Here is a 24,304-nt window from a genome sequence, read left to right as displayed (position 1 = left end):
GGTTTCCATTGGCGTTAGTACAAGGTGCGCAATATTAACCAATCCTCACGCTGAGTAAACTCTAACTGGCGTAAAACACTCATCCCCAGCAGAATCTGACCCTCACCCAGCCCAGGGTTAAGATGCGCCTGAACATTATTAAGCTCGATATCGCCAATGGTCAGACTATCTATGGTGGTCTGGGCCACTCTTACCACACCGTTAGCTGTCTGGGCGAGGCCGGAGCGACCGGCTTGCAGGCCCAGCTCGTTTTGCATGCTGGCGGGCACCGCCACGTTGGTTGCGCCGGTATCAATTAAAAAAGTAACCTGCTGACCATTAATGGTGCCATTGGTGACATAATGTCCCTGACGGTTTTGTTTGAGGCGTACTTCAGTCTGGCCGTCTACCCGCACCGACTCGGGTTCCTGATTAGGGTTGCGCTGGCCCTCCAGGACATCACCAAAGATCAGGGTCATCAGGCCCAGGCCACACACCCAGGCCAATATAAACATCCACTTGCCCGCTGATTTTTCACTGCTCATAATACTGCCTGTTATGTTTGCCTGCGTTGACTTGTCGCCGGTGACAGGTAATGTAGTCACCAGGTTTGATTATCAACATATGGGTCTTTCTGTGAAGTTTTTTTCCGGGGCAACGCAAAAACATTCGCCATTTTATGATGCGCGACCCGCAGACAGCCAGATTTCGCTACTCGTCATTCATAACATTTCACTGCCGCCGGGAGAGTTTAACACATCCGGTATTGCGCAGCTGTTTACCGGTACCCTCGACCCTGATGAACATCCGTTTTACCGTGAGATTGCCGGGCTGAAAGTCTCGGCCCACTGCGTGATTTACCGTAATGGAGAGATTGAGCAGTATGTACCGTTTACTGCCAGAGCCTGGCACGCCGGGCTGTCGGTATTTCAGGGGCACTCGCGGTGCAATGATTTTGCTATTGGTATTGAAATGGAAGGGACCGACTCTTTGCCCTACACAGATGCGCAATATTCTTCGCTGCAGACCCTCTCTGCCGCCATTTTAGATGCTTATCCGGCCATCACGGTCGGGCGAGTCGTTGGCCATAATGATATCGCGCCTGGCCGCAAAACAGACCCAGGCCCGGCATTCGATTGGGGCAGATACCGCCGTCAGCTTTTCTTGTCCGGTAAAAAGTTTTCCACGATATAAGTGAAAAGTGCGCGCTTTAACAGAATAAAAATAAGCTGGTAAACCATGTTTAGTCGATAAAAAGCACACATATATCACTATAATCAGCATGTCAGACCAGTATTAAAAAGCAATTAATCTCTTTTTAATCATGATCTTGAATCTTTCTTGCGGGAAATTAATTCGAGGAGTATTTGCATTCTTACAGACCTTCCATTTAAACTGCAAAAAGCTATATAGGTAAATTGGTCTTACCAATTGATGGTGTTTGCTCAAAATTTTTACAATCACCGTACTTAAAAAGAAAGGAATGTTATGCAGGCGGGGCGCAAGAAGCTCTCTGATGTCATCACCGAGCAACTGGAATCCATGATTCTGGATGGCTCGCTATTGGCAGGCGAAAAGCTACCCCCTGAACGTGAACTGGCGGGGCGCTTTGATGTATCGCGTCCGTCGCTACGCGAAGCAATCGGTAATTTGCAGGCCCGTGGGCTTGTTGAACGCAAGCAGGGCGGCGGGACGTTTGTAAGCAGAAATTTAAACGCGGCAATGCGCGACCCATTAATGGCGCTGATTAGTCGTCGCCCCGAAACCCAGTTTGATTTACTGGAGTTTCGTCATGCGCTTGAAGGTATGGCGGCTTATTACGCAGCATTACGTGGTCAGCCAGAGGACTATCAGGCACTGCGCGAAGCCCTTGAAGCGTTACCGACACCGGCCAAAGCTGATAGTCAGCGGACCCTGGCAGAAGCACTGGGCCAGTTTTATATCATCATGGCGCGGGCATCCCATAACATGGTGTTGTTACATGTTATGAGCACCATGCAAAGTATGCTTACTGAAAATATAGAACGAAATCTGGAAATGCTCGCGCAGCATGTGGATGTCAGCGACGATTTATCACGCCAGCGGGCGGATATTGTTGATGCAATTGCCAAGCGTGATCCGGAAACCGCCAGACATGCCTGTAACGCACATCTGGCATTTATCGAAAAAACCCTCCTGACAATTAATCAGCGCGACAGCCGTGTGCAACGCGCATTGAGACGTCTGGAAATTTAAAGACCGGTTGGTCTTACGAGCGTGCAGGTCTGAATTCAGGCAGGCAACTACGGTTGAGCCGATATGGCCTGCCGGAAGTACAACATAATCTAGGTATACCATCCTTTATCCATCGCGGTAACGGATGGTTTTTATATCAGCGAAAATAGGATGGCACCATGACTGAAATGATGCACCAAGATGTGGATCCCCAAGAAACACAAGAATGGCTGGAGTCGTTAGAGTCAGTTTTAGAAGAAGAAGGTAATGAAAGGGCTCACTTCTTATTAGAATCATTAATTGAGAAAGCACGCAGAAATGGTGCCCACTTACCCTATGATGCGACCACCGCGTACATCAACACGATACCGCCAGGTCAGGAACCTACGATGCCTGGTGATCAGACTATCGAAGGAAAAATTCGCAACGCGCTGCGTTGGAATGCCCTGATGATGGTATTGCGCGCTTCTAAGAAAAATCTTGAACTGGGCGGGCATATTTCCAGCTTTGCATCATCTGCAATGCTTTATGATGTAGGCTTTAACCACTTTTACCGTGCACCGAATGAAAAAGACGGTGGCGATTATGTATTCTATCAGGGCCACGTGTCGCCGGGTATCTACTCGCGGGCCTATATTGAAGGGCGTCTGACCGAGGAACAGCTTGACGGATTTCGTCAGGAAGTCGACGGCAAGGGTCTGTCTTCTTACCCGCATCCTAAGCTGATGCCTGACTTCTGGCAGTTTCCGACTGTATCAATGGGTTTAGGGCCTATTCAGGCCATCTATCTGGCTCGCTTCCTGAAATATCTGACTGATCGTGGTATCAAAGATTGCTCTGAGCAGCGGGTATGGTGCTATCTGGGCGACGGCGAGTGTGACGAGCCGGAATCATTAGGTGCCATAGGTCTGGCCTCACGCGAAGGTCTGGACAATCTGACGTTTGTAATCAACTGTAACCTGCAGCGCCTGGACGGACCGGTGCGTGGTAACGGCAAAATTATTCAGGAACTGGAAGGTAATTTCCGCGGCGCAGGCTGGGAAGTTATTAAGGTTATCTGGGGACGCTACTGGGATCCGTTACTGGCCCGTGATACCTCTGGTAAGCTTCTGGATCTGATGAATGAAACCATTGATGGTGAGTATCAGAACTGTAAAGCCAAAGGTGGTGCATATACACGCGAAAACTTCTTCGGCAAATACCCCGAACTGAAAGAAATGGTTTCCAATATGTCAGATGAAGACATCTGGCGTTTAAACCGTGGTGGTCATGATCCTGTGAAAGTCTACGCCGCCTATGATCGCGCAGTTAAAACTAAGGGTCGTCCTCAGGTTATCCTGGCTAAGACTGTAAAAGGTTACGGCATGGGCGCCGCCGGTGAAGGTAAAAATATTGCCCACCAGGTGAAAAAAATGGATATGGAAGCGGTCAAAGGTTATCGCGATCGGTTCAATATTCCGGTTTCTGATGAGAGCCTTTCCGACTTGCCTTATTACAAGTTCGAAGAAGACAGTGAAGAGATGAAGTATCTTCGCGAGCGTCGCGAGGCGTTGCATGGCTATATGCCGGTACGTCGTGAAAAATCATCAGAAGATTTACCTGCACCGCAAATGAAAGCTTTTGAGTCAGTAACAAAAGGCTCTGGTGACCGTGAAATCTCCAGTACTATGGCATTTGTACGGGTTTTGACTGCATTGCTTAAAGATAAGCAAATCGGCAAGCGCATCGTGCCTATTATTCCTGATGAAGCCCGTACTTTTGGTATGGAAGGTTTATTCCGTCAGGTGGGGATTTATTCGTCACAGGGGCAGAAATACGAACCACAGGATTCTGACCAGGTTGCTTATTATCGTGAAGATAAGAAAGGGCAGGTGCTGCAGGAAGGTATCAATGAGCTGGGTGCCATGGCATCGTGGCTTGCAGCAGGCACATCGTACAGCCTGAACGACCTGCAAATGGTGCCGTTCTATATCTACTATTCGATGTTTGGTTTCCAGCGCGTGGGCGACCTTGCCTGGGCTGCCGGTGATTCCCGGACTCGCGGGTTCCTGGTTGGCGGTACTGCCGGTAGAACAACCCTCAATGGTGAAGGCTTACAGCATCAGGATGGTCATTCTCACACCCAGGCAGCACTTATTCCTAACTGTGTTAGCTATGACCCGACTTACGGCTACGAAATTGCTGTAATTGTTCAGGATGGTCTGCGCAGAATGTTGGAAGACCAGGAAGATGTCTTCTACTACCTGACGGTGATGAATGAAAACTACAAGCAGCCTGAAATGCCTAAAGGTGTTGAAGAAGGTATTGTGAAAGGTATTTACAAGCTGGATACGGTAGGTAAGAGCAAGAAGAAGGTTAAGTTACTGGGCTCAGGAACTATCTTAGAGCAGGTGAGAGAAGCCGCAGCTAAACTAGCGGAAGATTACGATATTGAAGCAGAAGTCTATAGCGTTACATCGTTTAACGAACTGACCCGTGATGGCATTGAGTGTGATCGTCAGAACATGCTGAATCCGGAAGATGATGCGAAAACGCCGTATATTACTCAGGTGCTGAACGAGGGTAACGATGGTCCTACTGTCGCCGCCACCGATTACATTAAAAATTATGCAGACCAGGTACGCAACTTTGTACCGGGTAGCTATCGTGTGCTTGGGACAGATGGTTTTGGTCGCTCTGACAGTCGCGCTAATCTGCGTCGTCACTTTGAAGTTGATGCAGCAAGTGTTGTATATGCTGCCTTGTACGAGCTTTACAAAGCGGGCGACCTGGATGGCAAAGTGCTGTCAAAAGCGATGAAGGATCTGGCCATCGACCAGAAAAAAATAAACCCACTGCACGCGTAAGCACAGGAGAGACATCGACATGGCAGATATAAAAGACGTACTCGTACCGGATTTAGGCGAAGACGACGTTGAAGTCATTGAACTGTGTGTAGCAGAAGGTGATGACGTTGAAGCCGAAGGGGCTTTGGTTACTGTGGAAAGTGACAAAGCCAGTATGGACGTGCCTGCGCCGTTTGCAGGCAAGATAAAAGAGCTTTGTGTCAGTGTGGGAGATAAAATCTCGCAGGGTGATTTGTTGGCGAAAGTTGAAGAGGCCGGCGCATCGACTGATTCCGATGATAGCGACGACAGCGAAGACGATAAAGAGGATACACAAAGCAGCAATCAAGATGCTGCCGACGAATCGTCATCTGAGCAAAAGGACAATCAAAGCGCTGACAAAAAACAGTCGGATTCTGGTTCATCGGGTAGTTCTACGATAGAAGTTACTGTCCCTGATATTGGTGATGCTGAAGATGTTGATATCATCGAAGTGTTGGTGGCAGAAGGCGATTCAGTAGAGGCAGAAGATGGCCTGATTACACTGGAAACTGATAAAGCGACCATGGATGTGCCGTCGCCCCAGGCTGGCACCGTCAAATCACTGAAAGTTAAAGAAGGTGATAAGGTATCAGAAGGTTCGCTGGTGCTGATTCTGGAAGTGGCAGGAAATGAGCAGGGCAGCGCAAGCAGCGACAAGGAGAGCGACTCTGCCGATAGCGGCCAGCAAGATTCAGGCAGCGGCGAGCAGGCCACCTCTTCTGATGAATCCAGCGACGATGCTGATGAAGGTGGTGAGGAAGAGATTGAAGTCACTGTGCCGGATATCGGCGATGCTGAAGATGTTGAAATTATCGATGTCCTGGTGTCAGAAGGCGATACCATTGAGCCAGAAGATGGTCTGATCACCCTGGAAACAGATAAAGCCACCATGGACGTACCGGCTCCTAAAGCGGGCACTGTGACAAAAATGTTGGTTAAGCAGGGCGATAAGGTTTCTCAGGGTTCATCAGTATTGATGCTGAAAGTTGCCGGGGGCAGCAAGAAATCATCAGAAGCCAAGGCTAAGTCCGATGACAAGCCAAAGCAGAATGAACAAAAGCAACCTGAAAAGGCAAAAAGTGATAACAGCGATTCCGGCCGGCCGAAAGCGCCGCCAGTTCCGCATCATCCTTCAGCGGGCGAAAAGAAGAAGAGCGGTAAAGTACACGCTTCTCCTTCTGTGCGCCGGCTTGCCAGGGAGTTCGGTGTTGATCTGACGCAGGTTTCCGGCTCAGGCAGAAAAAATCGGATTCTTAAAGAAGATGTTCAGTCATATGTGAAATACGAACTGTCACGGCCTAAGGCCAGCGCCGGTTCCGTCGGGCAGGGTGAAGGCGGACTTCAGGTTATTGCACCGCCAAAAGTTGATTTTTCCAAATTTGGCGAAGTGGAAGAAAAGCCACTCACACGAATACAGAAGCTTTCTGGTCCGAACTTGCATCGCAATTGGGTGACCATTCCGCACGTGACGCAGTTTGAAGAAGCTGATATCACAGAAATGGAAGCATTCCGTAAGCAGCAAAATAAAATTGCCGAAAAACGGAAGTATGACTTTAAAGTGACCCCTCTGGTATTCATGATGAAGGCAGTGGCCGACGCGTTGAAAGCTTATCCGGTTTTTAATACGTCACTTTCTGCTGACGGTGAGTCTTTAATTCAGAAAAAGTATTACCATATAGGTATCGCCGTTGACACACCAAATGGACTGGTTGTCCCGGTGGTACGCGATGTTGACCAGAAAGGTATTCACCAACTGTCTAAAGAATTGCTGGAGCTTAGTGCCAAAGCCAGAGACGGCAAGCTGAAATCTGCGGATATGCAAGGTAGCTGCTTTACCATTTCAAGCCTTGGTGGCATTGGTGGCACAGCGTTTACGCCAATTGTAAACGCGCCGGATGTGGCTATTCTTGGTGTTTCTAAAAGTGAAATGAAGCCGAAGTGGAACGGTAGCGAGTTTGAGCCACGGTTAATGTTGCCATTATCGCTCTCCTATGATCATCGGGTGATCGATGGTGCTGTTGCAGCGCGATTTGCAGTGCATTTGAAAACAGTGCTCGAAGACATGCGGGAAATGTTACTGTAGTGATAAAAGGGGAGGGCGAATGCCTTCCCTTTACGCTTTTTTATCAGCATTTCACGATGTTGGCTTTACAGGGTCGATAAGCCCTAGGTAAAATTCCGAACGTATATATTTTCAGATATTTGACAAATTGAGGTCACGATGAGCGATATGAAAACTCAGTTAGTTGTATTGGGTGCAGGACCAGGTGGGTACTCTGCCGCATTCCGCGCTGCCGATATGGGCGTAGAAACCGTTATTGTTGATGCCAGGGAAACACTGGGTGGTGTGTGCCTGAATGTAGGGTGTATTCCCTCTAAAGCGCTATTGCATGTGGCTAAAGTAATCAAAGAAGCCAGGGAAATGGCGAGTCACGGTGTATCGTTTGGCGAGCCGGAAATTGATCTTGATAAGTTACGGGATTACAAAGACTCGGTGGTTGGTCAGCTGACTAAAGGCCTGTCAGGCATGTCGAAGATGCGCAAAGTAAAGCATGTTCGAGGTACTGGCAAATTCACCGGGGCGAATACCCTGGAGGTGGAAGGCGAAGATGGCAAAACCACCATCGAATTCGAAAATGCGATTATTGCTGCCGGTTCTGAGCCAGTAAAACTGCCTTTTATCCCTGAAGATGATCGCGTCATCGATTCAACCGGCGCACTGGAAATGAAAGATATTCCGGAAAAAATGCTGGTCTTAGGCGGTGGTATTATTGGTCTGGAAATGGGCACCGTTTATAAAGAACTGGGTTCCAGTATTGATGTTGCCGAATTCCTTGACCAGCTGATTCCGGCTGCTGATAAAGACGTCATGAAAGTATTTATGAAGTCTTATAAAGACAAGTTCAACATTATGCTTGAAACCAAAGTGACGGATGTTGAAGCCAAAGATGACGGCCTGTATGTCACTTTCGAGGGTAAAAATGCACCCTCCGAAGCGGTCCGCTATGACAAGGTATTAGTATCTGTCGGTCGTACGCCAAATGGTAAAAAAGTTGGTGCAGATAAAGCTGGCGTGAAAGTGGATGACCGCGGTTTTATCAATGTTGATAAACAGATGAGAACCAATGTTGACAATATTTTCGCCATTGGTGATTTGGTCGGCCAACCTATGCTGGCTCACAAGGCGGTTCACGAAGGTCATGTAGTCGCTGAGGTTATCGCCGGTAAGAAACATTACTTCGATCCGCGTTGTATTCCTTCAGTTGCTTACACCGAGCCGGAAGTTGCCTGGGTTGGTTTAACTGAAAAAGAAGCAAAAGAGCAGAACGTAAGTTACGAATCAGCGACGTTCCCGTGGTCTGCTTCAGGCCGGGCAATTGCTTCTGATGCCACAGACGGCATGACCAAACTTCTTTTTGATAAAGAATCCGGCCGCGTTATCGGCGGTGCGATGGTGGGTACAAATGCCGGTGAAATGCTGGGTGAAATTGGCCTTGCTATCGAGATGGGTGCTGACGCTGAAGATGTCGCACTGACTATACATGCTCACCCAACACTGAATGAATCTATTGGCCTGGCGGCTGAAATTCAGGAAGGCAGCATTACCGATATGCCAAATCCAAAGGCTAAGAAAAAGTAATTTAGTCATCTGATATTGAAAAAGCGAGGCATGAGCCTCGCTTTTTTTTGCCTGAAATAAACGTTTTATTATCGGCGTACCGATGACACCCAGAGGGCGCAGAGCGACGGCCTCTGCACTCCCGCGCTACTGCTAAACGCTCTGAATGTTGTCAGGTTGCACAAGTGAAAAACATCGCGTAAGAAGTGAAAAGTGTGATGTTGTCGGTAATATCGTCGTCTTTTTTGTTAAGCGCAATCTTGGTCCTGGACAGTCAATAAAAGTGAAACCTCGTCAGGGATGATGAGGTAGTGGCGACCGGGGCATGGAAGCGCCGTTCGCCATGGTGCACTTTTATCTGGACGGGGACAGGATGTTTTGAGCTTCATAAACGACAGGGCGTCCAGAGGGGGATTCGGATCCCCTTCTGGGTGCTGCCGCCACCGCGGCACAAAGGCGGTCATATCGTTCAGTGGAGCCCAAATACCTCAGATAGATGTAAGCTGCAAAACGTTACCTATCTTTCCACCAACAATTTTTAATTCGAAGAATGCCATAAAAGCACCACAATTTGTCGCAGCGATGACGCAAAGTCCTGTTAGCATAATCTCTTAGATGAAAGGGTAAGGAAACAAGATGAACAAATCAGCCACTACTATTCTCGCTATCGGTATCATCATAGGCCTGACGCTTTTTGGCAGTATATTAGGACACTCATTAATAGCGTTTAAAACCTGGGACCGGGTGGTCACCGTGAAAGGGCTGTCTGAAAAAGAATATCTGGCAGATACCGTCATTTGGCCGGTTCAGTTTACGGCCGCTGATAACGATCTGGGGGCACTCTATCAAACCATTGAAAATCAGTCAGCGCAAATTAATCAGTTTTTATTGAATGCGGGCCTGACGCAAGACGAAATAAGCATTGGCAAGCCGGATATAACCGACAAGCTGGCTAACCAGTATGGTGGCAACAACAATGTGAAATTTCGTTATAGCGCTATTCAAACTGTGACCGTGTACTCTGAACGGGTAGAAAAGGTACGGCAACTGATGGGACAAAGCAGCCAGCTATTGCAAAAAGGGATTGTACTGTCAACTCAGAACTACAATGCGCAAACTGAGTTCGCCTTTACCCGGCTTAATGAAGTCAAACCCGCTATGATCGAAGAGGCTACAATTAATGCCCGAGAAGTGGCGCAAAAATTTGCAAAAGACTCTGATAGTAAACTGGGAAAGATTAAGCAGGCTAATCAGGGGCAGTTTTCAATATTCTCTCGTGACAAGCAACATCCGCATATAAAAAAGGTGCGCGTAGTGTCGACCATTCAGTACACACTGGTCGACTAGTCGGCGGATACTTGCGATGATCCTGGTTAAGACTGCTATACTGCGGAGTGAATTTAAACAGGTGGTGTATTGGCAGGATGACTGAGTCTACTTCCTCAGGCCCGGCGCAACTTGAATTTTTTGATGTGCCAAGCCCGTGTATAGGCGTGTGCCAGGCCGGCCCTCGGGGATATTGTAAAGGCTGCTTTCGTAGCCGCGATGAACGGCTTTACTGGTTGCAGGTGGACACACCGACGCGCCGGAAGATCGTGGCTGCTTGTTTTCGGCGCAAGCAGGCTGCATTGAACAGACAGCGCAAACAGAATTCTACGCAAAATACGCCCACACAATCGCAATTCGACCTTTTTGATAATAACAGTTAACGTATTTGTGTCTTAAAATACCGCTGGCTTGATATACTAGCGGGACAATTACAGTGGTTTACTTTTCATGACGTTAGAAAAACTCGTCGCTTACGCGGCCAATTCGTTTACGTTACCTGATGTCTGCTTGCGACTTCGGGAAGTGCTCGATGATCATCGCTCAGATGCTGATGATATCGCCCGGCTCATTTCCGTCGATCCATCACTTACCGCAAAGATTCTCAAACTTGCGAACAGTGCTCTGTTTCGCTTCCCTTCTCAGATTGACTCCATCACGCGGGCAGTTAATGTTGTTGGTGGTGAAGCTCTTTACAATCTGGCAGTGGCAGAAACAGCCCATGCTGCGTTTAAGTCTTTTGATAGCAAGCTTATCGATCAGGAAAAGCACTGGAATGAGTCAGTATATTGTGGCATGGCTGCTAAGTATCTGGCCCGCCACGTTAATTTGCGTGGCAGTGAGAGGTTTTTTGTTATTGGCATCTTGCACAATCTGAGCGAACTGGTGGTAGCCAATTACGATCCAGAAGGGTATCAGCAATACGTGAAAGACGATAGCCATCTGCTTCCCTGGGAAAAACAGTTGGTTATTTTCGGCTTCGATTTTGCCCACCTAAGCGGCCTGATTCTTGAGCGCTGGCAACTACCGATGCCGCTCTATTACCCAGTGCGGAATCTGCAAAACGTGCAAAAACAAGCCAATGAAGTGGAGATCGCTTTATTAGCATGCGCTCAACGGGTTACAATCCGTGAAAAAAGCCAGGAAGGGCTAAATAAAATCGAGCTTTTCACTCCGGCTATCGCTAATAGCCTGAAGGTGGAAGGAGATGCACTTGGGGGAGCGGTGAGTTACGCCAATCAGGAAACCCATAAAGTTGCTTCATTGATTAATTAAAAGAATCGACCAGGGACGGAATATTTTGCGCTAAACATTATTCGAACCCACTTATGCTAAACCAACCGAAAGTCAGTGTGTGCAGTGCTGTTTGCCTTTTTTTTGCAAGCTGCCTGCCGGCCGTGGCTGCCGATAAAAATTTGATACAAACGCTTTATCATACTGAGTTTCAGTATAACCAGGATAATCGTGAGGAAATTTTCACCCTCGATGGTGAAATAGGTGTGCTTAATGCTAGCGGAAATACCGATGCGACATCGCTACGGGCCGGCATTATTTCTGAACAGGAAACCCTCAACTGGAACAATAATTATTCTGCTGACTTTTTGTATAAACAAACTGAGGTCACCTCTGATGGCAGCTCGCAGGATCGGGTAAGTGCACAGCGATTTTACGGGACGGCCCAGTTTGATTACAAGCTGCAAACGCCGGGTCGGCGTTTTTTTATGTATGCCGACTATGAAAATGACCGCTTTAATGGTTATGAATACAGGGCGACGCTGGCCAGCGGTTGGTCACATCGGATGTGGAACACCGATGAGAGTATGTTTCGATATAGTGTTGGGCCGGGTTATGGCTTTGTAAAAGCAGAAGATAATGTGCAGAGTAACGCTAATAACGGGCTTATTCTGCGGGCATCGACTGAATATCAGTATCAGTGGTACACCGGCTCAAAGTTGCGTCAGTTTTTAAGCGCTGAAATAGGGGCCAATAATATTAAAACGCGCTCTGAAACAGCGCTTTCGGCAAACCTGTTTGATTCGCTGGCTATGAAGCTGTCGTTCGTGGTGGCGTATGAAACTCAGCCTGTGGGAGATATTTCGGGTCTGAATACTGAAACCTCGCTCTCGGTGGTATATCGCTTTTTTTAAACAGAATTATTTTGCGCTGAGGCTCAGCAAAGAATGCAATCACTGTCGTGGATGCGACAGGAAATTTTTGACAATTAACGAGGAAATACATGAAAAAAATAGTTGTTGCTGCTACAGCTGCCAGTGCATTATTCACGGCGACTGCCTCGGCGCAAACCCAGCAAAAGCCGCTAACCCTAGAGGGCGGACTGGGCTTTATCTTTACCACTGGTAACACCGACACCACATCGGTGAATGGTTCAATTGAATCCCACCAGGAGCTGGAGCGCTGGAGTAACGATTACAGCTTAAGCGGTTTGTATAAAGAAGAAAGTGTTGAAAACGATCAGGGCGTTGAAGAAGATCGGACATCGGCGCAACGCTTTGATGCGCGAGCCCAGGGTAATTACAAACTGAATAATCCAAACTATCGCTTGTTCGGCTTCGCTTCTTATGAAGATGACCGATTCAGCTCATACAATTATCAGTCGACCATTGCTGCTGGTTGGAACCACAAATTGTGGCAGGGCGATACCACCTCATTTGAGTACTCCATCGGTCCGGGTTATGCGTTTAACGAAACACAGGACGGAGAGTCGCAAAACGGTCTTGTGGTGCGGGCGTCCAGCGGCTTTCAGTGGCTGATTTCAGATACAGCAAAATTCACTCAGACTATTAGTACAGAAGTCGGAAGTGAAAACACCAAGTCGGCGGCTGAAACAGCGTTGACAGCATCAATCAGCGGTAATCTATCGCTTAAAGTTTCTGTGTCACTCAACCACAACACGAATGTTGAACCTGATAAAGAAAAACTGGATACAGAAACTGCCGTTACATTGGTTTACAGCTTTTTATAAAGCAAAAAGCCGGTGTCAGAAAAAAGCCAACCGAGAGGTTGGCTTTTTAGTTTTACTTCCCACATTAGCTTAGTGCAGTAAGCGTGCTTTTATCGTTCCGTCCACCTGTAATAGCTGGGCCAGCCCGTCATAGGCTTTATCCGCCTCGACATCGATGACGACGTAACCCACGTCCGCCGACGTTTGCAGATACTGGGCTTCAATATTTATTCCGCGCTCGGCAAAAGTTCGGTTGATTTGCATGATGACACCAGGCCGGTTTTCATGGATATGTAACAGGCGTGAGCGGCCAGGGTGGTCAGGTAAGGAGACTTCCGGGAAGTTGACCGCTGACAGAGTAGAGCCGTTGTCACTGTATTTGGCCAGTTTACCGGCCACTTCAATGCCAATATTTTCCTGCGCTTCCTGCGTACTGCCCCCCACATGCGGGGTAAGAATCACGTTGTCAAAACGACACAGAGGGGAGTCAAATGTTTCCGTATTCGATTTAGGCTCAACCGGAAATACATCGATAGCCGCACCGCTTAATTTTTTGCTCTCCAGTGCTGACACCAGTGCATCAATGTCTACTACCGTTCCCCGAGAGGCATTGATTAGAATTGCATCCTGTTTCATTTTAGCAAGGGTATCGGCGTTGATGATATCTTTAGTCTGAGCGGTTTCTGGAACGTGCAGAGTAACCACATCAGAAGTACTTAGCAGCTTATCCAGGCTCTTGACCTGCATAGAGTTACCCAGCACCAGCTTATCTTCAATATCATAAAACTGCACTCGCATACCCAGATGTTCAGCTAAAATACTCAGCTGTGTACCAATATGCCCGTAGCCAATGATACCGAGGGTTTTGCCTCTTGCTTCAAATGAACCGTTGGCGCTTTTATCCCACTCACCGCGATGCGCCATAGCGTTTTTTTGCGGTATCTGACGCAATAACAATATGATTTGACCCAGTACCAGTTCCGCCACTGAGCGGGTATTGGAAAAGGGCGCGTTGAAAACCGGGATACCCCGTTTGCGGGTGGCGGTAAGATCAACCTGATTAGTTCCTATACAGAAGCATCCGATGGCAACCAGTTTGGTGGCAGCATCAATCACGGCTTCGGTTAACTGTGTGCGCGATCGAAGGCCAATAAAATGAACATCTTTGACCTTCTCGATGAGCTCATCCTCAGGCAAAGAGGTTTTGAGATACTCAATATTGGTATAGCCGCTGCTTTGCAATGTTTCCACTGCACTTTGATGTACGCCTTCCAGCAATAATATACGAATTTTTTCTTTGGGTAGTGACACTTTACTCATGAATGTATCTCAGGCATAAAAGGATGGTTAAAAGACATCTGGACGTCTAAACGTATCAGATGTCGCAGCGTCTTAAAAGTATAAGTTGCCGTTCGCGCCGATTTATTAGTCTGGTAATGGCAATTAGTTCACTTTACCCAAATTGTCTGACTTCATTTTCATCTGCACACAGTACGATATCTGCGCCGCGTCGGGCAAACAGTCCGTTGGTCACAACCCCGGCGATATTGTTGATTTTCGCTTCAAGCTCACGGGGATCCAGAATGTCGAGATTATGAACATCTAAAATAACATTCGAATTATCAGTGACTACGCCCTGACGATAGACCGGATCGCCACCGAGCCTGACCAACTCACGGGCGACATAGGAGCGACCCATAGGAATTACCTCTACCGGCAAAGGAAATTTACCGAGCAGAGGAACGCGTTTTGTGTCATCGACAATACAGATGAACTGACGGGCCACGGCAGCGACAATTTTTTCCTGGGTTAGCGCAGCACCACCGCCTTTGATCATGTGTTTGTGTTCTGTGACCTCATCGGCACCATCAATATAGATATCCAGCTCATCCACTTCGTTTAACTCGTAAACATGAATGCCATGATCTTTAAGCCGTTGGGTCGATGCCTTTGAACTGGATACAGCGCCGTTGATCTCATTTTTCATGGCGGCGAGCCCGTCAATAAAATAATTCACCGTTGAGCCCGTGCCCACGCCAACAATTGTATCGGGTTTAACGAATTTAAGCGCTGCGTTAGCCACCGCTTCTTTTTTCTGATTCTGATCCATACATCCTCCTTCAAAGCTATTTTTGCAGTGTACAGTGACTTTTTTAGTTGTAGCCACTATCAGCTGCTTTTCACCGGTCGTAAGCGCAAACTGCATCTTAATGTAACACGGGCAAAGCAAAATATGTTCAATGACCACCGATATGTATAGGTGGTGTATAGCAATTTATTCACAGATAGGTCGCTGGTGGGAAGCGCTCATCCCTCAAGATGATGCGTATATTAACTGTTATAACCGACAGGAGAACTCATTGCATTCGATAGGTGACTGCCGGAAAGGATAAAACACGGTTCTGCCTGTGATTTATCAACAGTTTTCAGAGTAGCGTCGCGATGTCAGAAGTTGGCGAAAATAATTCCCAACGGCATGATAAAAAATAGCCCTCCAATATACGCTGCACCATATAGCTTTCGCTCTGAGGCCAGGACCGATAACTGATAGGATAAGCGTAAAGGAATATTGCGCAACAGCGGCAGGCCGTAAATCACGGTTACGCCGGCGACGTTGTAAATTAAGTGTACCAGCGCGATTTGCAGCGCAAAACCACTGTTAATACCAGCCACGCCTAACGCTGCGATCAGCGCTGTTATACATGTGCCGATATTTGCGCCCAGCGTGAAAGGATAAATATCCTTTGGTTTTAAAATGCCGTTACCCACCAATGGCACCATCAATGATGTCGAGGTGGAAGAAGATTGCACAAGCACTGTGACAATTGCGCCGGACATAATTCCTGATAATGGACCCTGACCAATACTTTTGTAAAGCAGTTGCTTTGCTTTGCCTACCATCAACGATTTCATCACTTTCCCCATTAATGTGATCGAAGCAATGATCAGACAAATTCCTAAGACAATTTTCACCACACCCGGATAAATAGACGGCAGGAATTCAAGGCGGGAAGTAATAAAGTCAGTAACCGGTTGCGTTGTAGCTTTGACGGGATTAACGCCACTAAACCCAAATGTATCGGCGGTGTTTAACATAGCAACAAGTAAGCCACTCAGATATTCGAAAATACCAAACGCCATTTCCAGCGGAAGAAAGATAAGCACTGCAAGAATATTGAAAAAATCATGAATCGTTGCGGCATTAAACGCCCGCTGAAATTCTTGTTTTCGGGTGATGTGGCCAAGGCTTACCAGCGTATTGGTTAAGCTCGTGCCGATATTTGCGCCCATCACCATGGGAATGGCGATAGTAATCGGTAAGCCGCCTGCTACCATACCCACAATGATAGAGGTGACGGTGCTGGAGGATTGAATAAGTGAAGTAGCGACCATACCGATGATAAGCCCCATTATGGGGTTTGAGGCAAAGCTGAACAGCGTTTTAGCCTGATCAGCTGTGGCATAGTTAAAGCCGCTGCCAATCAGGCTAACAGCGAGCAACATAAGGTACACGAGAAACGCAAGAACCAGCCAGCGCTGCCAGGTTTTATATTTGTGAATGCCAGTTTGCAGGGGCAGGGAAGGGCCACTTGTTACCATAATTGATGCACACAGACGAACAAAGATTAATCATATGGGCGTCGTATTACACAAAAATGACAGTCAGGCTGCTTGTCGGTGGGGGAACGTTCATCACAGGCAGACCATCTATACAGCCAGCGCAGCCTCGTCAAATAATCAGTTAATTATTCATAACGCCAAATGTTATCCGGTGTCACAATCATATCGCAAGGCACATCCCAGGGAGCGACCGGTAATTGTTCTACCTCTTGACAGCTGTGCGCTACACCAATGAGTGTAGGGCCTTTAGCGGCTTTCGAGTGGTACGCTAACGTGCGATCGTAAAAGCCGCCACCCATGCCCAGACGATTTCCCGCGGCATCAAAACCCACCAACGGCATCAGGATAACATCATGCTCATCCAATCGCCGAATAGCCTGACAGACCAGTTCCGGCTCTGCGATATTAAACCGGTTCAGCCGCATCGGGGTCGTGGCGGTGTAATCTAAAAACAGCAGGTGTTTTTTTGTCAGAGGATGAAGCACGGGCAACGAAACCGCTTTTCCAGATTGCTGACAAAAATTAATGACAGGCGTCAGATTTGGCTCGCCATCATTGGCCAGATATGCGGCGATGCGCTTTGCTTGAACAAACGCTTCCTGGCGAGAGAGCTGTTCTAAAAGAGCCTGTGAAGCAGCCTGTTGCTGGTCACCGGTAAGGTTTCTGCGAGCTTGTCGCAATACCTGACGCAGCTGCCCGCGGCTGGGTTGGTCGGTCATACAAACGGCATTTTTTTGGTGTAATAATGCGCTTAGAATACGGGTAAATAACCTGATTGCAAGAGGTGGTAGATGCGCAGAGACGCAGACTGTGTTTCTGGTAAAAAAATACCGGCGTTATGCCGGTATTCTTAGAACGCCATAAAGGTGATTATTTGGCGTAGGTATCAATAAATAATGTTTCCAGGCGTTGAGCATCCACCCTGGTGGCCACTTTGATTGACTGGGCTTCGGTCCACAGCGGGCTTGCTGTGGTGCCGTAAGGCGCGACAATCGTCTGACCGCGGTTCAGGTCGTCAGTAGAAACCCGGACCTGACCTTCAGTAAACTCAAATAAATCCGGCTGGATTAAATGTGCCAGTGGGAACGCATCGTGGAAACAGCAAACCCGGTCTTCACCTTCTTTGGTGTAGAAATCGATATAGAACTGGGCTGACTTTTGTACAAAACCGCCCAGCTCCTGATTTTTCTGCGCCAGCGTATCTACAAATGCTTCTTTAAAGCGAACAGTATTGGTCACATCCAGGCCAAACATGGTGATGTCCCATTCGGCTGAAAAAACAATATCGGCGGCGTGGGCGTCGTTCCAGATATTGGCTTCGGCCACAGGTGTAACATTGCCAGGAACAAAGGCTGCACCACCCATAATACTGACACCCTTAACCAGTTTTGGTAATTCAGGCTCCAGGCGCAACGCCAGAGCCAGGTTACCCAGCGGCCCAATGGCCACCAGTGTAATTTCCCCGGGATTTTCGCGGGCCATATCAACTATGTACTGGGCAGCACTGCGCGGATCAAGCTCACCTTCTGCGGCGGGAAAATCGATGTTGCCAAAGCCGTCATCGCCATGCACAAAATGGGCATAAGAAGACTCTGGGCCCACCCAGGGCATAGCGACACCCTTGGTCACCGGAATGTCTTTACCTGCCAGCTTGCACAGCGTGATGGCATTTTTTGCTGCCATGTCAACCGGCACGTTACCAAAAACAGTGGTCAGCCCAAGTACTTCAATATCAGGCGACTGAAAAGCAAAGAAAATGGCCATTGCATCATCAATGCCCGGATCGGTATCTAAAATTATTTTGTGAGTCATTATTTTGGGTTCCAAATATCAGGCGTGTTTTGCCATGAAACGATCAACTTCCTGCCGGGAAGGGATTGACTGGGCAGCGCCCTGGCGCGTTACCGCAAGCGCTGAGGCGGCGCAGCCACGGATAAGGGCCTGACGAGCATCGGTGTGGTTGCTGTAAGCTGATAAGAAATAGCCGATAAAGGTGTCGCCTGCCGCAGTGGTGTCTACTGCTTCAACGGTAAAAGCCGGCACCTCAATGACATCGTCCTGGCGAATCATCATCACGCCTTCTTTGCCCAGCGTAATGAGAACTTCTGCGTGTTGCCATTCCTGCTGAAAATAGGAGACGATATCTTCCAGGCTTTCTTTTTGGGTAATGGCTGCGGCTTCAGTTTCATTCACAATAAGCAAATCCACGCAATCCAGAGGCAACGCTAAAACATTGCTGTTCATTGGCGCCGGATTAAACGCAACCTTAAGGCCTTTTTCCCGTCCCTGTTTGAGAACCTCATCAATGCAGCTGGTTTCGTTTTGGGTCAGTACCCAGTCGGATGAGCCGGTATCTGATAACGCTTTTTGGACGGTATCCGGCGTTATTGTCTGATTTGCTCCGCCAAATAGCACAATCGCATTTTCACCACTCGGGGTGACCTGGATAATGGCATGACCAGAGGGCACATCATGGCAATGAACATATCGGCAATCTACCCCATTTTTAATCAGGGTCTGTTTAAACGATGCATCTGATTCGTGAATACTGCCAACATGTTGCACATCAGCACCGGCCTGAGCCAGAGCAATAGACTGGTTTGCGCCTTTGCCACCCAGTAGTTGCTGATAGTTTGAGGAGGCCAGGGTTTCACCTGGTTTTACAAAGTGGTCCACCGAATATACATGATCGATATTGATGGAACCGAAATTAATTACAGCCATTTCTTTTTCTCGTCGAAAAGAGGGCGTCTCCCAAGATGCCGCTGTTCATTTTTCGCCCGTGAGCCGAAAGGTTCACGGCGGAAGAATCATCATGACCGTAGGCTTCTCGATACGCGCCGAGCTTGCTCAATAGTCATAAGTTCAACTTCCTTTTTAAAAAGCATCGGCCAGGGACATGAAATGAACTGGCAAACATCCCAGGAGACATTGATCAATTATAAAGCGCAACAGGGTATATCAAACGCACAGGCGCGTGAAGAGATCAATCACACCGTTTTGCCAATCGTTGGCTTACTGCTTGCAACTTACTGCTTGCAAAGTATTGTCTGCAAATAACACCAGTGAAAGACTAAACATCTTCGCACTAACGCAAACCACGATTATGTTGTTGCGCTCAAAAATTTCAACCGTAACTTGACCAGATGGTCAAAGAAATTTCTGTCAGTGCGATCTTAAAGGATAAACCGAACAAGCGAAAGAGCGAATACCAGATTTACTCAGTGAACGAAGAATAAGTGCCGCTGATCGGAGCACTGTACTTTTATCTGCCTTTGCTATATTTATATCTTACAGGTCGATACTGCATCATCAAGTGCCAGTGGAACTGGGCTTTGACATGGGTTTTTGCTAGGATGAGCGCTGACACTAATCCCATCGTGATAAGGTAAACCGTGGACAAACAACTTGATTATGACAACATAACCAACGCGCTATTTCAGGACTCAGTAAATGCCGACGCGGCTGAAATTCACGGCATTATGTGCGGTATGTTGTGTGGCGGTATGTCGCTGACAGATCAGAAATGGCAATCGGTCCTGGCAGACACCACGAACGAGGGGGAAGCATTCTCTCAGAGGTTGGGCTTCAAACTGGAACAGCTCTATAGCCAAACCTGCGAGCAGTTGCTTGAAGGGGAGTTTAGCCTGCAAATGATGCTGCCTGATGATCAAACGCCGATAAACGACCGCGGCGTCGCGCTTATCAACTGGGTACAAGGGTTTATGCTGGGCTTCGGTTTGCATCAGCAAGACCTCATGCAATGCTCCGCAGACATCAAAGAAGCGTTGAATGATTTTTCCGACATTTCACGCATGGAAGAGCCCATGGATGCTGATGAAGCATCAGAAAAAGCGCTTTATGAAGTGGTGGAATATGTCAAGGTATCGGCCCTGCTTTGCTTTAGCGAGTTGGGAGGATCGTTACTGGACGATCAAAAAGACACACCCTCGGTACACTAAATGATAAATGAGCAAGAATTTATTGCCCGCCGGCAGCGCCTGTTGGGGCAATGTGCGCCAAACAGCGTCTGTATTGTTCCGGCCGCGCGGCTGGTAACTCGCAGTCGCGATACGGAATACACCTTTCGCCAGGACAGTGATTTTTGGTATCTCACCGGTTTTAATGAGCCCGATACCTGGTTATTACTGTCTAATCATGACCGTCATCAACAATCTTTTTCAGCCATGGTGTGCCAGCCCAAAGATGCATCTCAGGAGATTTGGCAAGGCCGGCGACTTGGTGCCCAGGCCGCCATTGCCCGATTCGATCTGGATGAAGCTTACGATCTTTCCGAATTACCGGAAGTTTTAATGGAGTGGTTGTTTGGCCATACTCACGTCTATTTTGCGCAGGGACAGTACCCCCATGCTGATGCGATGGTGCATGAAGCGCTAAAAACACTGCGCGAAGCGCCAAAGGAGGATTGTGCACCCCCATCAATGCATGATCTGCGGCCCATCCTCCATGAAATGCGCCTGTTCAAATCTGCCAGCGAAGTCGCAGTGATGAAAGCCGCGGCCAAAATATCCGCCGCGGCGCACAAACGCGCCATGACAACCGCCCAGCCGGGCGTTTATGAATACCAATTAGAAGCCGAGCTGCATCATGAGTTCGCCATGGCGGGTGCCCGATCACCGGCCTATGCCACTATTGTGGGCAGCGGCGAAAATGCCTGCGTCCTGCATTACACTGAAAACAGTAAAGTCATGGAAGCCGGCGAGCTGGTGCTTATTGACGCCGGAGCCGAATACATGGGTTACGCTGCAGACATAACGCGAACGTTCCCGGTCTCAGGCAAGTTCACAAAACCACAAAAAGATATTTATAATCTTGTCTTGCGTGCTCAGCAAAACGCGCTGAATTTTATAACCCCAGGTGTCACCTTAAAAGACGCCACCTTGCGGGTTGTTGAGGTCATCACCGAAGGGCTGGTGGAGCTTGGCATTCTGACGGGTTCTGTTAGTGAAAATTTGGAAAATGAGACCTGGCGCGCTTATTTTATGCATGGTCTGGGACATTTCATCGGCCTGGATGTTCATGATGTTGGCAACTACCGGATTGATGGCGAGGACAGGCCACTGCAGCCTGGTATGGTTATTACCGTGGAACCAGGCATTTATATTAGCCCTCAGGCGAGCGTTGATGAGGCCTATCGGGGGATTGGTGTAAGGATTGAGGATGATGTGGTGATTACTGCCACCGGCATTGATATTCTCACCAGTGATGTGCCAAAAACTGTTGAAGAGATTGAGGCACTAAAACAATAAAAGAGAATGAATGTGACAGACAAATCGGTAGTAACAACAGATATTGCAATTATCGGTGGCGGTACGGTAGGCAGCGCACTGGCGCTCGGTATTGCCAAGCGCACCGAGTTTGATACTACTGTGATCGATGCCAACTCACTGGACACCAGCGAGGGGCATCCCGGGTTTGACGCACGGGTTATTGCATTGTCCCGACGAACCGTCGAGGAGTTGCGGGATATTGGTGCTGATGTCATCGAAGCAGATGCTGCCCCTATTCACTTTATCCAGGTGTCAGACAAAGGCGCGGCTGGGTTGTGCCAGCTGGAATCCAGGGAGTTTGAGCTAGATGCTTTTGGTCATGTAATAGCGTTGTCCGAATTAGGCGCAATGCTTAGCTGCGCCGTTAGCAAAACCGCGGTAAACCGGCTGGAAAATACCACCGTCAGGGCTGTGCACCGCGAGCAGGAAACCGTCACGTTAACCTTGAGTGATGACACAAGCCTAACGGCAAAGCTGGTTGTGCTAGCCGATGGTGGTCGCTCGAGCCTCGGTGAACAACTGGGTTTTGAGCGCATCACTCATAGCTATGACCAGGTCGCCGTTATTTGTAATGTCAGTATGTCATTGCCTCACAACAACAAAGCCTATGAACGTTTTACCGCAGACGGACCCCTGGCCTTTCTACCATTTAATACCCCAGCGGATGAACGTGGGCGGCACTGCTTTTCGGTAGTCTGGACAGTAAGCCCCGATCAGGCTGTTGCGCTTGAGAGTATGCCCGACCATGCGTTTATCCGGGCCTTACAAAAAGCGTTCGGTTATCGCCACGGGCGGATTGTTAAAGCCGGCGAGCGCACCAGTTACCCCTTATCATTGCGCCAGACCGATCGCCTCGCCACCCATCGTGTTGCCGTAGCCGGTAATGCTGCGCAAACACTGCATCCGATTGCCGGACAAGGTTTTAATCTGGGGTTAAGAGATGCCATGGCAATGATTAACTGTTTACACAGTGTGTCTGATCCCGGCAGCTACGCCACATTGAAAAACTACACAGCTGAGCGCACTGGCGATCGTGAACAAACCGTGTGGCTGACTGATACCCTTGTACGCAGTTTTTCTAATCAACATTTTCCACTGGTAGCAGGGCGCAACCTGGGATTAATCGCTATGGATAATTTACGCACCGTTCAGCACGCATTTGTCCGGCAAACCACCGGTTACGGGCCGGCAACCACAGGAACAAAAAATCATGCAAAAAGTTGATGTTGCAATAGTTGGTGGCGGTATGGTCGGGCTGACTCTGGCCACAGCATTATCGGGTAATGGCCTTAATATTGCCGTTATCAGCAATGTCCCCCTTGAACAACCTGTGCCTGAATCGCCCTTGCTGCGGGTCAGTGCAATTAATGAAGCCAATCGTGAAGCGCTGAGGGCCCTGGGAGTCTGGCAACATTTACCTACAGATCGCATTGCGGCCTACGGTCATATGCATGTCTGGGATAAAGACAGTTTTGGGCACATTCATTTTGATCATGAACAGATGCAGCGGCCTCAGTTGGGGCATATCGTGGAAAACCAGGTATTAACCAATGCCCTGGCGACGCGGGTCACTGGTCAGGATGATACGGTGGTGATAAACAGTGCCATCAACAAAGTTTTGTGGGGTGAGCACGAGACCATGCTGATGCTGGATAACGACGATGTGCTGTCCTGTAAATTATTGGTCGGTGCAGATGGTGCAAATTCTTTTGTTCGCAAACAGGCCGGTTTGCCTATTTCATTTCGTGATTATGGTCATACCGCCATCGTGGCAACGGTGAAAACCAGTGAGTCACATGACCAAACAGCCCGACAGGTGTTTACCCCACACGGGCCGCTGGCATTATTACCATTAAGTGACCCACATTTGTGTTCCATTGTCTGGTCACAACATACTGAGCAGGCTGAGTTGCTCATGCAACTGAGCGAAGAAGATTTTTCCCATGCACTGACCGCAGCGACCAATAGTGAAGCAGGTGTCATCACGCTTGACAGTGAGCGGCAGTCATTCACGCTGACCATGCGCTATGCCCGTCAATGGGTGCGTGAAGGTGCGGTGATCATTGGAGATGCAGCACATACTATCCACCCGCTGGCCGGGCAGGGCGCTAATCTGGGCATGCAGGATGCATTGTCGTTGGCCCGGGTGCTTAAGCAATTGCATCAGGAGAATAAATCATTGTCGCGACTGCGGTATCTGCGCCCATTTGAACGGGAGCGCAAAGCAGAGACGATGAAAATGATCAGCGCAATGGATGGTTTTAAAATGCTGTTTGAAGGTGATAACCCGGTGAAAAAAATGATCAGAGGAGTGGGCCTGATGACTACCGACCACCTACCAGCGGTAAAACGTAAGCTGATCAGCCAGGCGATGGGATTTTAACAGGATATTTGCAAACCTGCGCCAGACTGCGCATGATAGTTG

At 48.4% G+C, this 24,304-nt stretch carries 21 protein-coding genes and 1 other RNA gene; 14 read left to right on the top strand and 8 right to left on the bottom strand.

Features of this window, described 5'->3' with window-relative positions; all coding sequences use genetic code 11:
* Positions 1-14 precede the first annotated feature (14 nt).
* Positions 15-524 (bottom strand): retropepsin-like aspartic protease family protein, encoded by a 510-nt coding sequence (locus F458_RS0109685; protein ID WP_018983215.1) that lies wholly within the window; start codon positions 522-524, stop codon positions 15-17.
* Between the two features lie 79 nt (positions 525-603).
* Here F458_RS0109685 and ampD point away from each other — a divergent pair, with 79 nt between their 5' ends.
* From ampD to F458_RS0109635, 10 genes are all read left to right on the top strand, one after another.
* Positions 604-1,173: a 1,6-anhydro-N-acetylmuramyl-L-alanine amidase AmpD gene (gene ampD, locus F458_RS0109680; protein ID WP_051085013.1), complete on the top strand. Its 570-nt coding sequence runs from the start codon at positions 604-606 to the stop codon at positions 1,171-1,173.
* Positions 1,174-1,467: 294 nt separating this feature from the next.
* On the top strand, positions 1,468-2,214 hold the full coding sequence (locus F458_RS0109675) for a GntR family transcriptional regulator (protein WP_018983213.1): 747 nt from the start codon (positions 1,468-1,470) through the stop codon (positions 2,212-2,214).
* A 158-nt stretch (positions 2,215-2,372) separates the two neighbouring features.
* Positions 2,373-5,039, top strand: coding sequence for a pyruvate dehydrogenase (acetyl-transferring), homodimeric type (aceE, locus tag F458_RS0109670; RefSeq protein WP_018983212.1), 2,667 nt, complete (start codon positions 2,373-2,375; stop codon positions 5,037-5,039).
* A gap of 19 nt (positions 5,040-5,058) precedes the next feature.
* Complete coding sequence (gene aceF, locus F458_RS0109665; RefSeq protein WP_018983211.1) at positions 5,059-7,143, top strand: dihydrolipoyllysine-residue acetyltransferase; 2,085 nt, start codon at positions 5,059-5,061, stop codon at positions 7,141-7,143.
* A gap of 138 nt (positions 7,144-7,281) precedes the next feature.
* Positions 7,282-8,700 carry a dihydrolipoyl dehydrogenase gene (gene lpdA, locus F458_RS0109660; RefSeq protein WP_018983210.1) on the top strand — a complete coding sequence of 473 codons (1,419 nt, stop codon included), beginning with the start codon at positions 7,282-7,284 and terminating at the stop codon, positions 8,698-8,700.
* A gap of 615 nt (positions 8,701-9,315) precedes the next feature.
* Entirely contained in the window at positions 9,316-10,026 is a 711-nt protein-coding gene (locus F458_RS0109655) for an SIMPL domain-containing protein (RefSeq protein WP_018983209.1), read from the top strand.
* A 77-nt stretch (positions 10,027-10,103) separates the two neighbouring features.
* Entirely contained in the window at positions 10,104-10,388 is a 285-nt protein-coding gene (locus F458_RS0109650; RefSeq protein ID WP_018983208.1) for a DUF1289 domain-containing protein, read from the top strand.
* A 67-nt stretch (positions 10,389-10,455) separates the two neighbouring features.
* Positions 10,456-11,280, top strand: coding sequence for an HDOD domain-containing protein (locus tag F458_RS0109645; protein WP_018983207.1), 825 nt, complete (start codon positions 10,456-10,458; stop codon positions 11,278-11,280).
* 122 nt (positions 11,281-11,402) lie between these two features.
* Positions 11,403-12,152 carry a DUF481 domain-containing protein gene (locus F458_RS0109640; RefSeq protein ID WP_232362649.1) on the top strand — a complete coding sequence of 250 codons (750 nt, stop codon included), beginning with the start codon at positions 11,403-11,405 and terminating at the stop codon, positions 12,150-12,152.
* 89 nt (positions 12,153-12,241) lie between these two features.
* Complete coding sequence (locus F458_RS0109635) at positions 12,242-12,988, top strand: DUF481 domain-containing protein (protein WP_018983205.1); 747 nt, start codon at positions 12,242-12,244, stop codon at positions 12,986-12,988.
* 69 nt (positions 12,989-13,057) lie between these two features.
* Here F458_RS0109635 and serA read toward each other — a convergent pair whose 3' ends face one another.
* The 7 genes from serA to ssrS all read right to left on the bottom strand — a co-directional run bounded on the left by serA (position 13,058) and on the right by ssrS (position 19,519).
* The gene (gene serA / locus F458_RS0109630; protein WP_018983204.1) at positions 13,058-14,287 is read right to left on the bottom strand and encodes a phosphoglycerate dehydrogenase; all 1,230 of its coding nucleotides are present in this window, start codon (positions 14,285-14,287) and stop codon (positions 13,058-13,060) included.
* Positions 14,288-14,420: 133 nt separating this feature from the next.
* Positions 14,421-15,077: a ribose-5-phosphate isomerase RpiA gene (gene rpiA / locus F458_RS0109625; protein WP_018983203.1), complete on the bottom strand. Its 657-nt coding sequence runs from the start codon at positions 15,075-15,077 to the stop codon at positions 14,421-14,423.
* Positions 15,078-15,412: 335 nt separating this feature from the next.
* Positions 15,413-16,567, bottom strand: coding sequence for a Na/Pi symporter (locus F458_RS0109620; RefSeq protein WP_018983202.1), 1,155 nt, complete (start codon positions 16,565-16,567; stop codon positions 15,413-15,415).
* Between the two features lie 146 nt (positions 16,568-16,713).
* On the bottom strand, positions 16,714-17,307 hold the full coding sequence (locus F458_RS0109615) for a 5-formyltetrahydrofolate cyclo-ligase (RefSeq protein WP_018983201.1): 594 nt from the start codon (positions 17,305-17,307) through the stop codon (positions 16,714-16,716).
* A gap of 151 nt (positions 17,308-17,458) precedes the next feature.
* A complete protein-coding gene (locus F458_RS0109610; RefSeq protein ID WP_026294602.1) occupies positions 17,459-18,400 on the bottom strand; it encodes a nucleoside hydrolase in 942 nt (313 codons plus the stop codon).
* Positions 18,401-18,418: 18 nt separating this feature from the next.
* Positions 18,419-19,312 (bottom strand): ribokinase, encoded by an 894-nt coding sequence (locus F458_RS0109605; RefSeq protein ID WP_018983199.1) that lies wholly within the window; start codon positions 19,310-19,312, stop codon positions 18,419-18,421.
* Positions 19,313-19,335: 23 nt separating this feature from the next.
* A non-coding RNA gene (gene ssrS / locus F458_RS20445) (6S RNA) lies at positions 19,336-19,519 on the bottom strand.
* A 464-nt stretch (positions 19,520-19,983) separates the two neighbouring features.
* Between ssrS and F458_RS0109595 the strand changes: the two genes are divergently transcribed.
* From F458_RS0109595 to F458_RS0109580, 4 genes are read left to right on the top strand one after another with little or no spacing between them, the layout of a single operon-like run.
* On the top strand, positions 19,984-20,550 hold the full coding sequence (locus F458_RS0109595; RefSeq protein WP_018983197.1) for a UPF0149 family protein: 567 nt from the start codon (positions 19,984-19,986) through the stop codon (positions 20,548-20,550).
* Positions 20,551-21,858 (top strand): Xaa-Pro aminopeptidase, encoded by a 1,308-nt coding sequence (gene pepP, locus F458_RS0109590; RefSeq protein WP_018983196.1) that lies wholly within the window; start codon positions 20,551-20,553, stop codon positions 21,856-21,858.
* 12 nt (positions 21,859-21,870) lie between these two features.
* Positions 21,871-23,103, top strand: coding sequence for a 2-octaprenyl-6-methoxyphenyl hydroxylase (gene ubiH, locus F458_RS0109585; protein ID WP_026294601.1), 1,233 nt, complete (start codon positions 21,871-21,873; stop codon positions 23,101-23,103).
* Complete coding sequence (locus tag F458_RS0109580; RefSeq protein WP_018983194.1) at positions 23,090-24,262, top strand: FAD-dependent 2-octaprenylphenol hydroxylase; 1,173 nt, start codon at positions 23,090-23,092, stop codon at positions 24,260-24,262. Before ubiH ends, F458_RS0109580 begins: the two co-directional genes overlap by 14 nt.
* Positions 24,263-24,304: the final 42 nt, after the last annotated feature.

It is taken from the genome of Salinimonas chungwhensis DSM 16280 (genome assembly GCF_000378185.1).
Lineage (GTDB): Bacteria > Pseudomonadota > Gammaproteobacteria > Enterobacterales > Alteromonadaceae > Alteromonas > Alteromonas chungwhensis.
This window is presented reverse-complemented; position numbering and strand designations above follow the sequence as displayed.

Excerpts from the sequence above, each read along its gene's own strand:
- serA (WP_018983204.1), bottom strand. The coding sequence starts at position 14,287 with ATGAGTAAAGTGTCACTACCCAAAGAAAAAATTCGTATATTATTGCTG.
- F458_RS0109610 (WP_026294602.1), bottom strand. The coding sequence starts at position 18,400 with ATGACTCACAAAATAATTTTAGATACCGATCCGGGCATTGATGATGCA.
- F458_RS0109685 (WP_018983215.1), bottom strand. The coding sequence starts at position 524 with ATGAGCAGTGAAAAATCAGCGGGCAAGTGGATGTTTATATTGGCCTGG.
- aceF (WP_018983211.1), top strand. The coding sequence starts at position 5,059 with ATGGCAGATATAAAAGACGTACTCGTACCGGATTTAGGCGAAGACGAC.
- ampD (WP_051085013.1), top strand. The coding sequence starts at position 604 with ATGGGTCTTTCTGTGAAGTTTTTTTCCGGGGCAACGCAAAAACATTCG.
- F458_RS0109655 (WP_018983209.1), top strand. The coding sequence starts at position 9,316 with ATGAACAAATCAGCCACTACTATTCTCGCTATCGGTATCATCATAGGC.
- F458_RS0109620 (WP_018983202.1), bottom strand. The coding sequence starts at position 16,567 with ATGGTAACAAGTGGCCCTTCCCTGCCCCTGCAAACTGGCATTCACAAA.
- F458_RS0109605 (WP_018983199.1), bottom strand. The coding sequence starts at position 19,312 with ATGGCTGTAATTAATTTCGGTTCCATCAATATCGATCATGTATATTCG.
- rpiA (WP_018983203.1), bottom strand. The coding sequence starts at position 15,077 with ATGGATCAGAATCAGAAAAAAGAAGCGGTGGCTAACGCAGCGCTTAAA.
- F458_RS0109580 (WP_018983194.1), top strand. The coding sequence starts at position 23,090 with ATGCAAAAAGTTGATGTTGCAATAGTTGGTGGCGGTATGGTCGGGCTG.
- lpdA (WP_018983210.1), top strand. The coding sequence starts at position 7,282 with ATGAGCGATATGAAAACTCAGTTAGTTGTATTGGGTGCAGGACCAGGT.
- F458_RS0109675 (WP_018983213.1), top strand. The coding sequence starts at position 1,468 with ATGCAGGCGGGGCGCAAGAAGCTCTCTGATGTCATCACCGAGCAACTG.
- pepP (WP_018983196.1), top strand. The coding sequence starts at position 20,551 with ATGATAAATGAGCAAGAATTTATTGCCCGCCGGCAGCGCCTGTTGGGG.
- F458_RS0109635 (WP_018983205.1), top strand. The coding sequence starts at position 12,242 with ATGAAAAAAATAGTTGTTGCTGCTACAGCTGCCAGTGCATTATTCACG.
- aceE (WP_018983212.1), top strand. The coding sequence starts at position 2,373 with ATGACTGAAATGATGCACCAAGATGTGGATCCCCAAGAAACACAAGAA.
- F458_RS0109615 (WP_018983201.1), bottom strand. The coding sequence starts at position 17,307 with ATGACCGACCAACCCAGCCGCGGGCAGCTGCGTCAGGTATTGCGACAA.
- F458_RS0109645 (WP_018983207.1), top strand. The coding sequence starts at position 10,456 with ATGACGTTAGAAAAACTCGTCGCTTACGCGGCCAATTCGTTTACGTTA.
- F458_RS0109650 (WP_018983208.1), top strand. The coding sequence starts at position 10,104 with ATGACTGAGTCTACTTCCTCAGGCCCGGCGCAACTTGAATTTTTTGAT.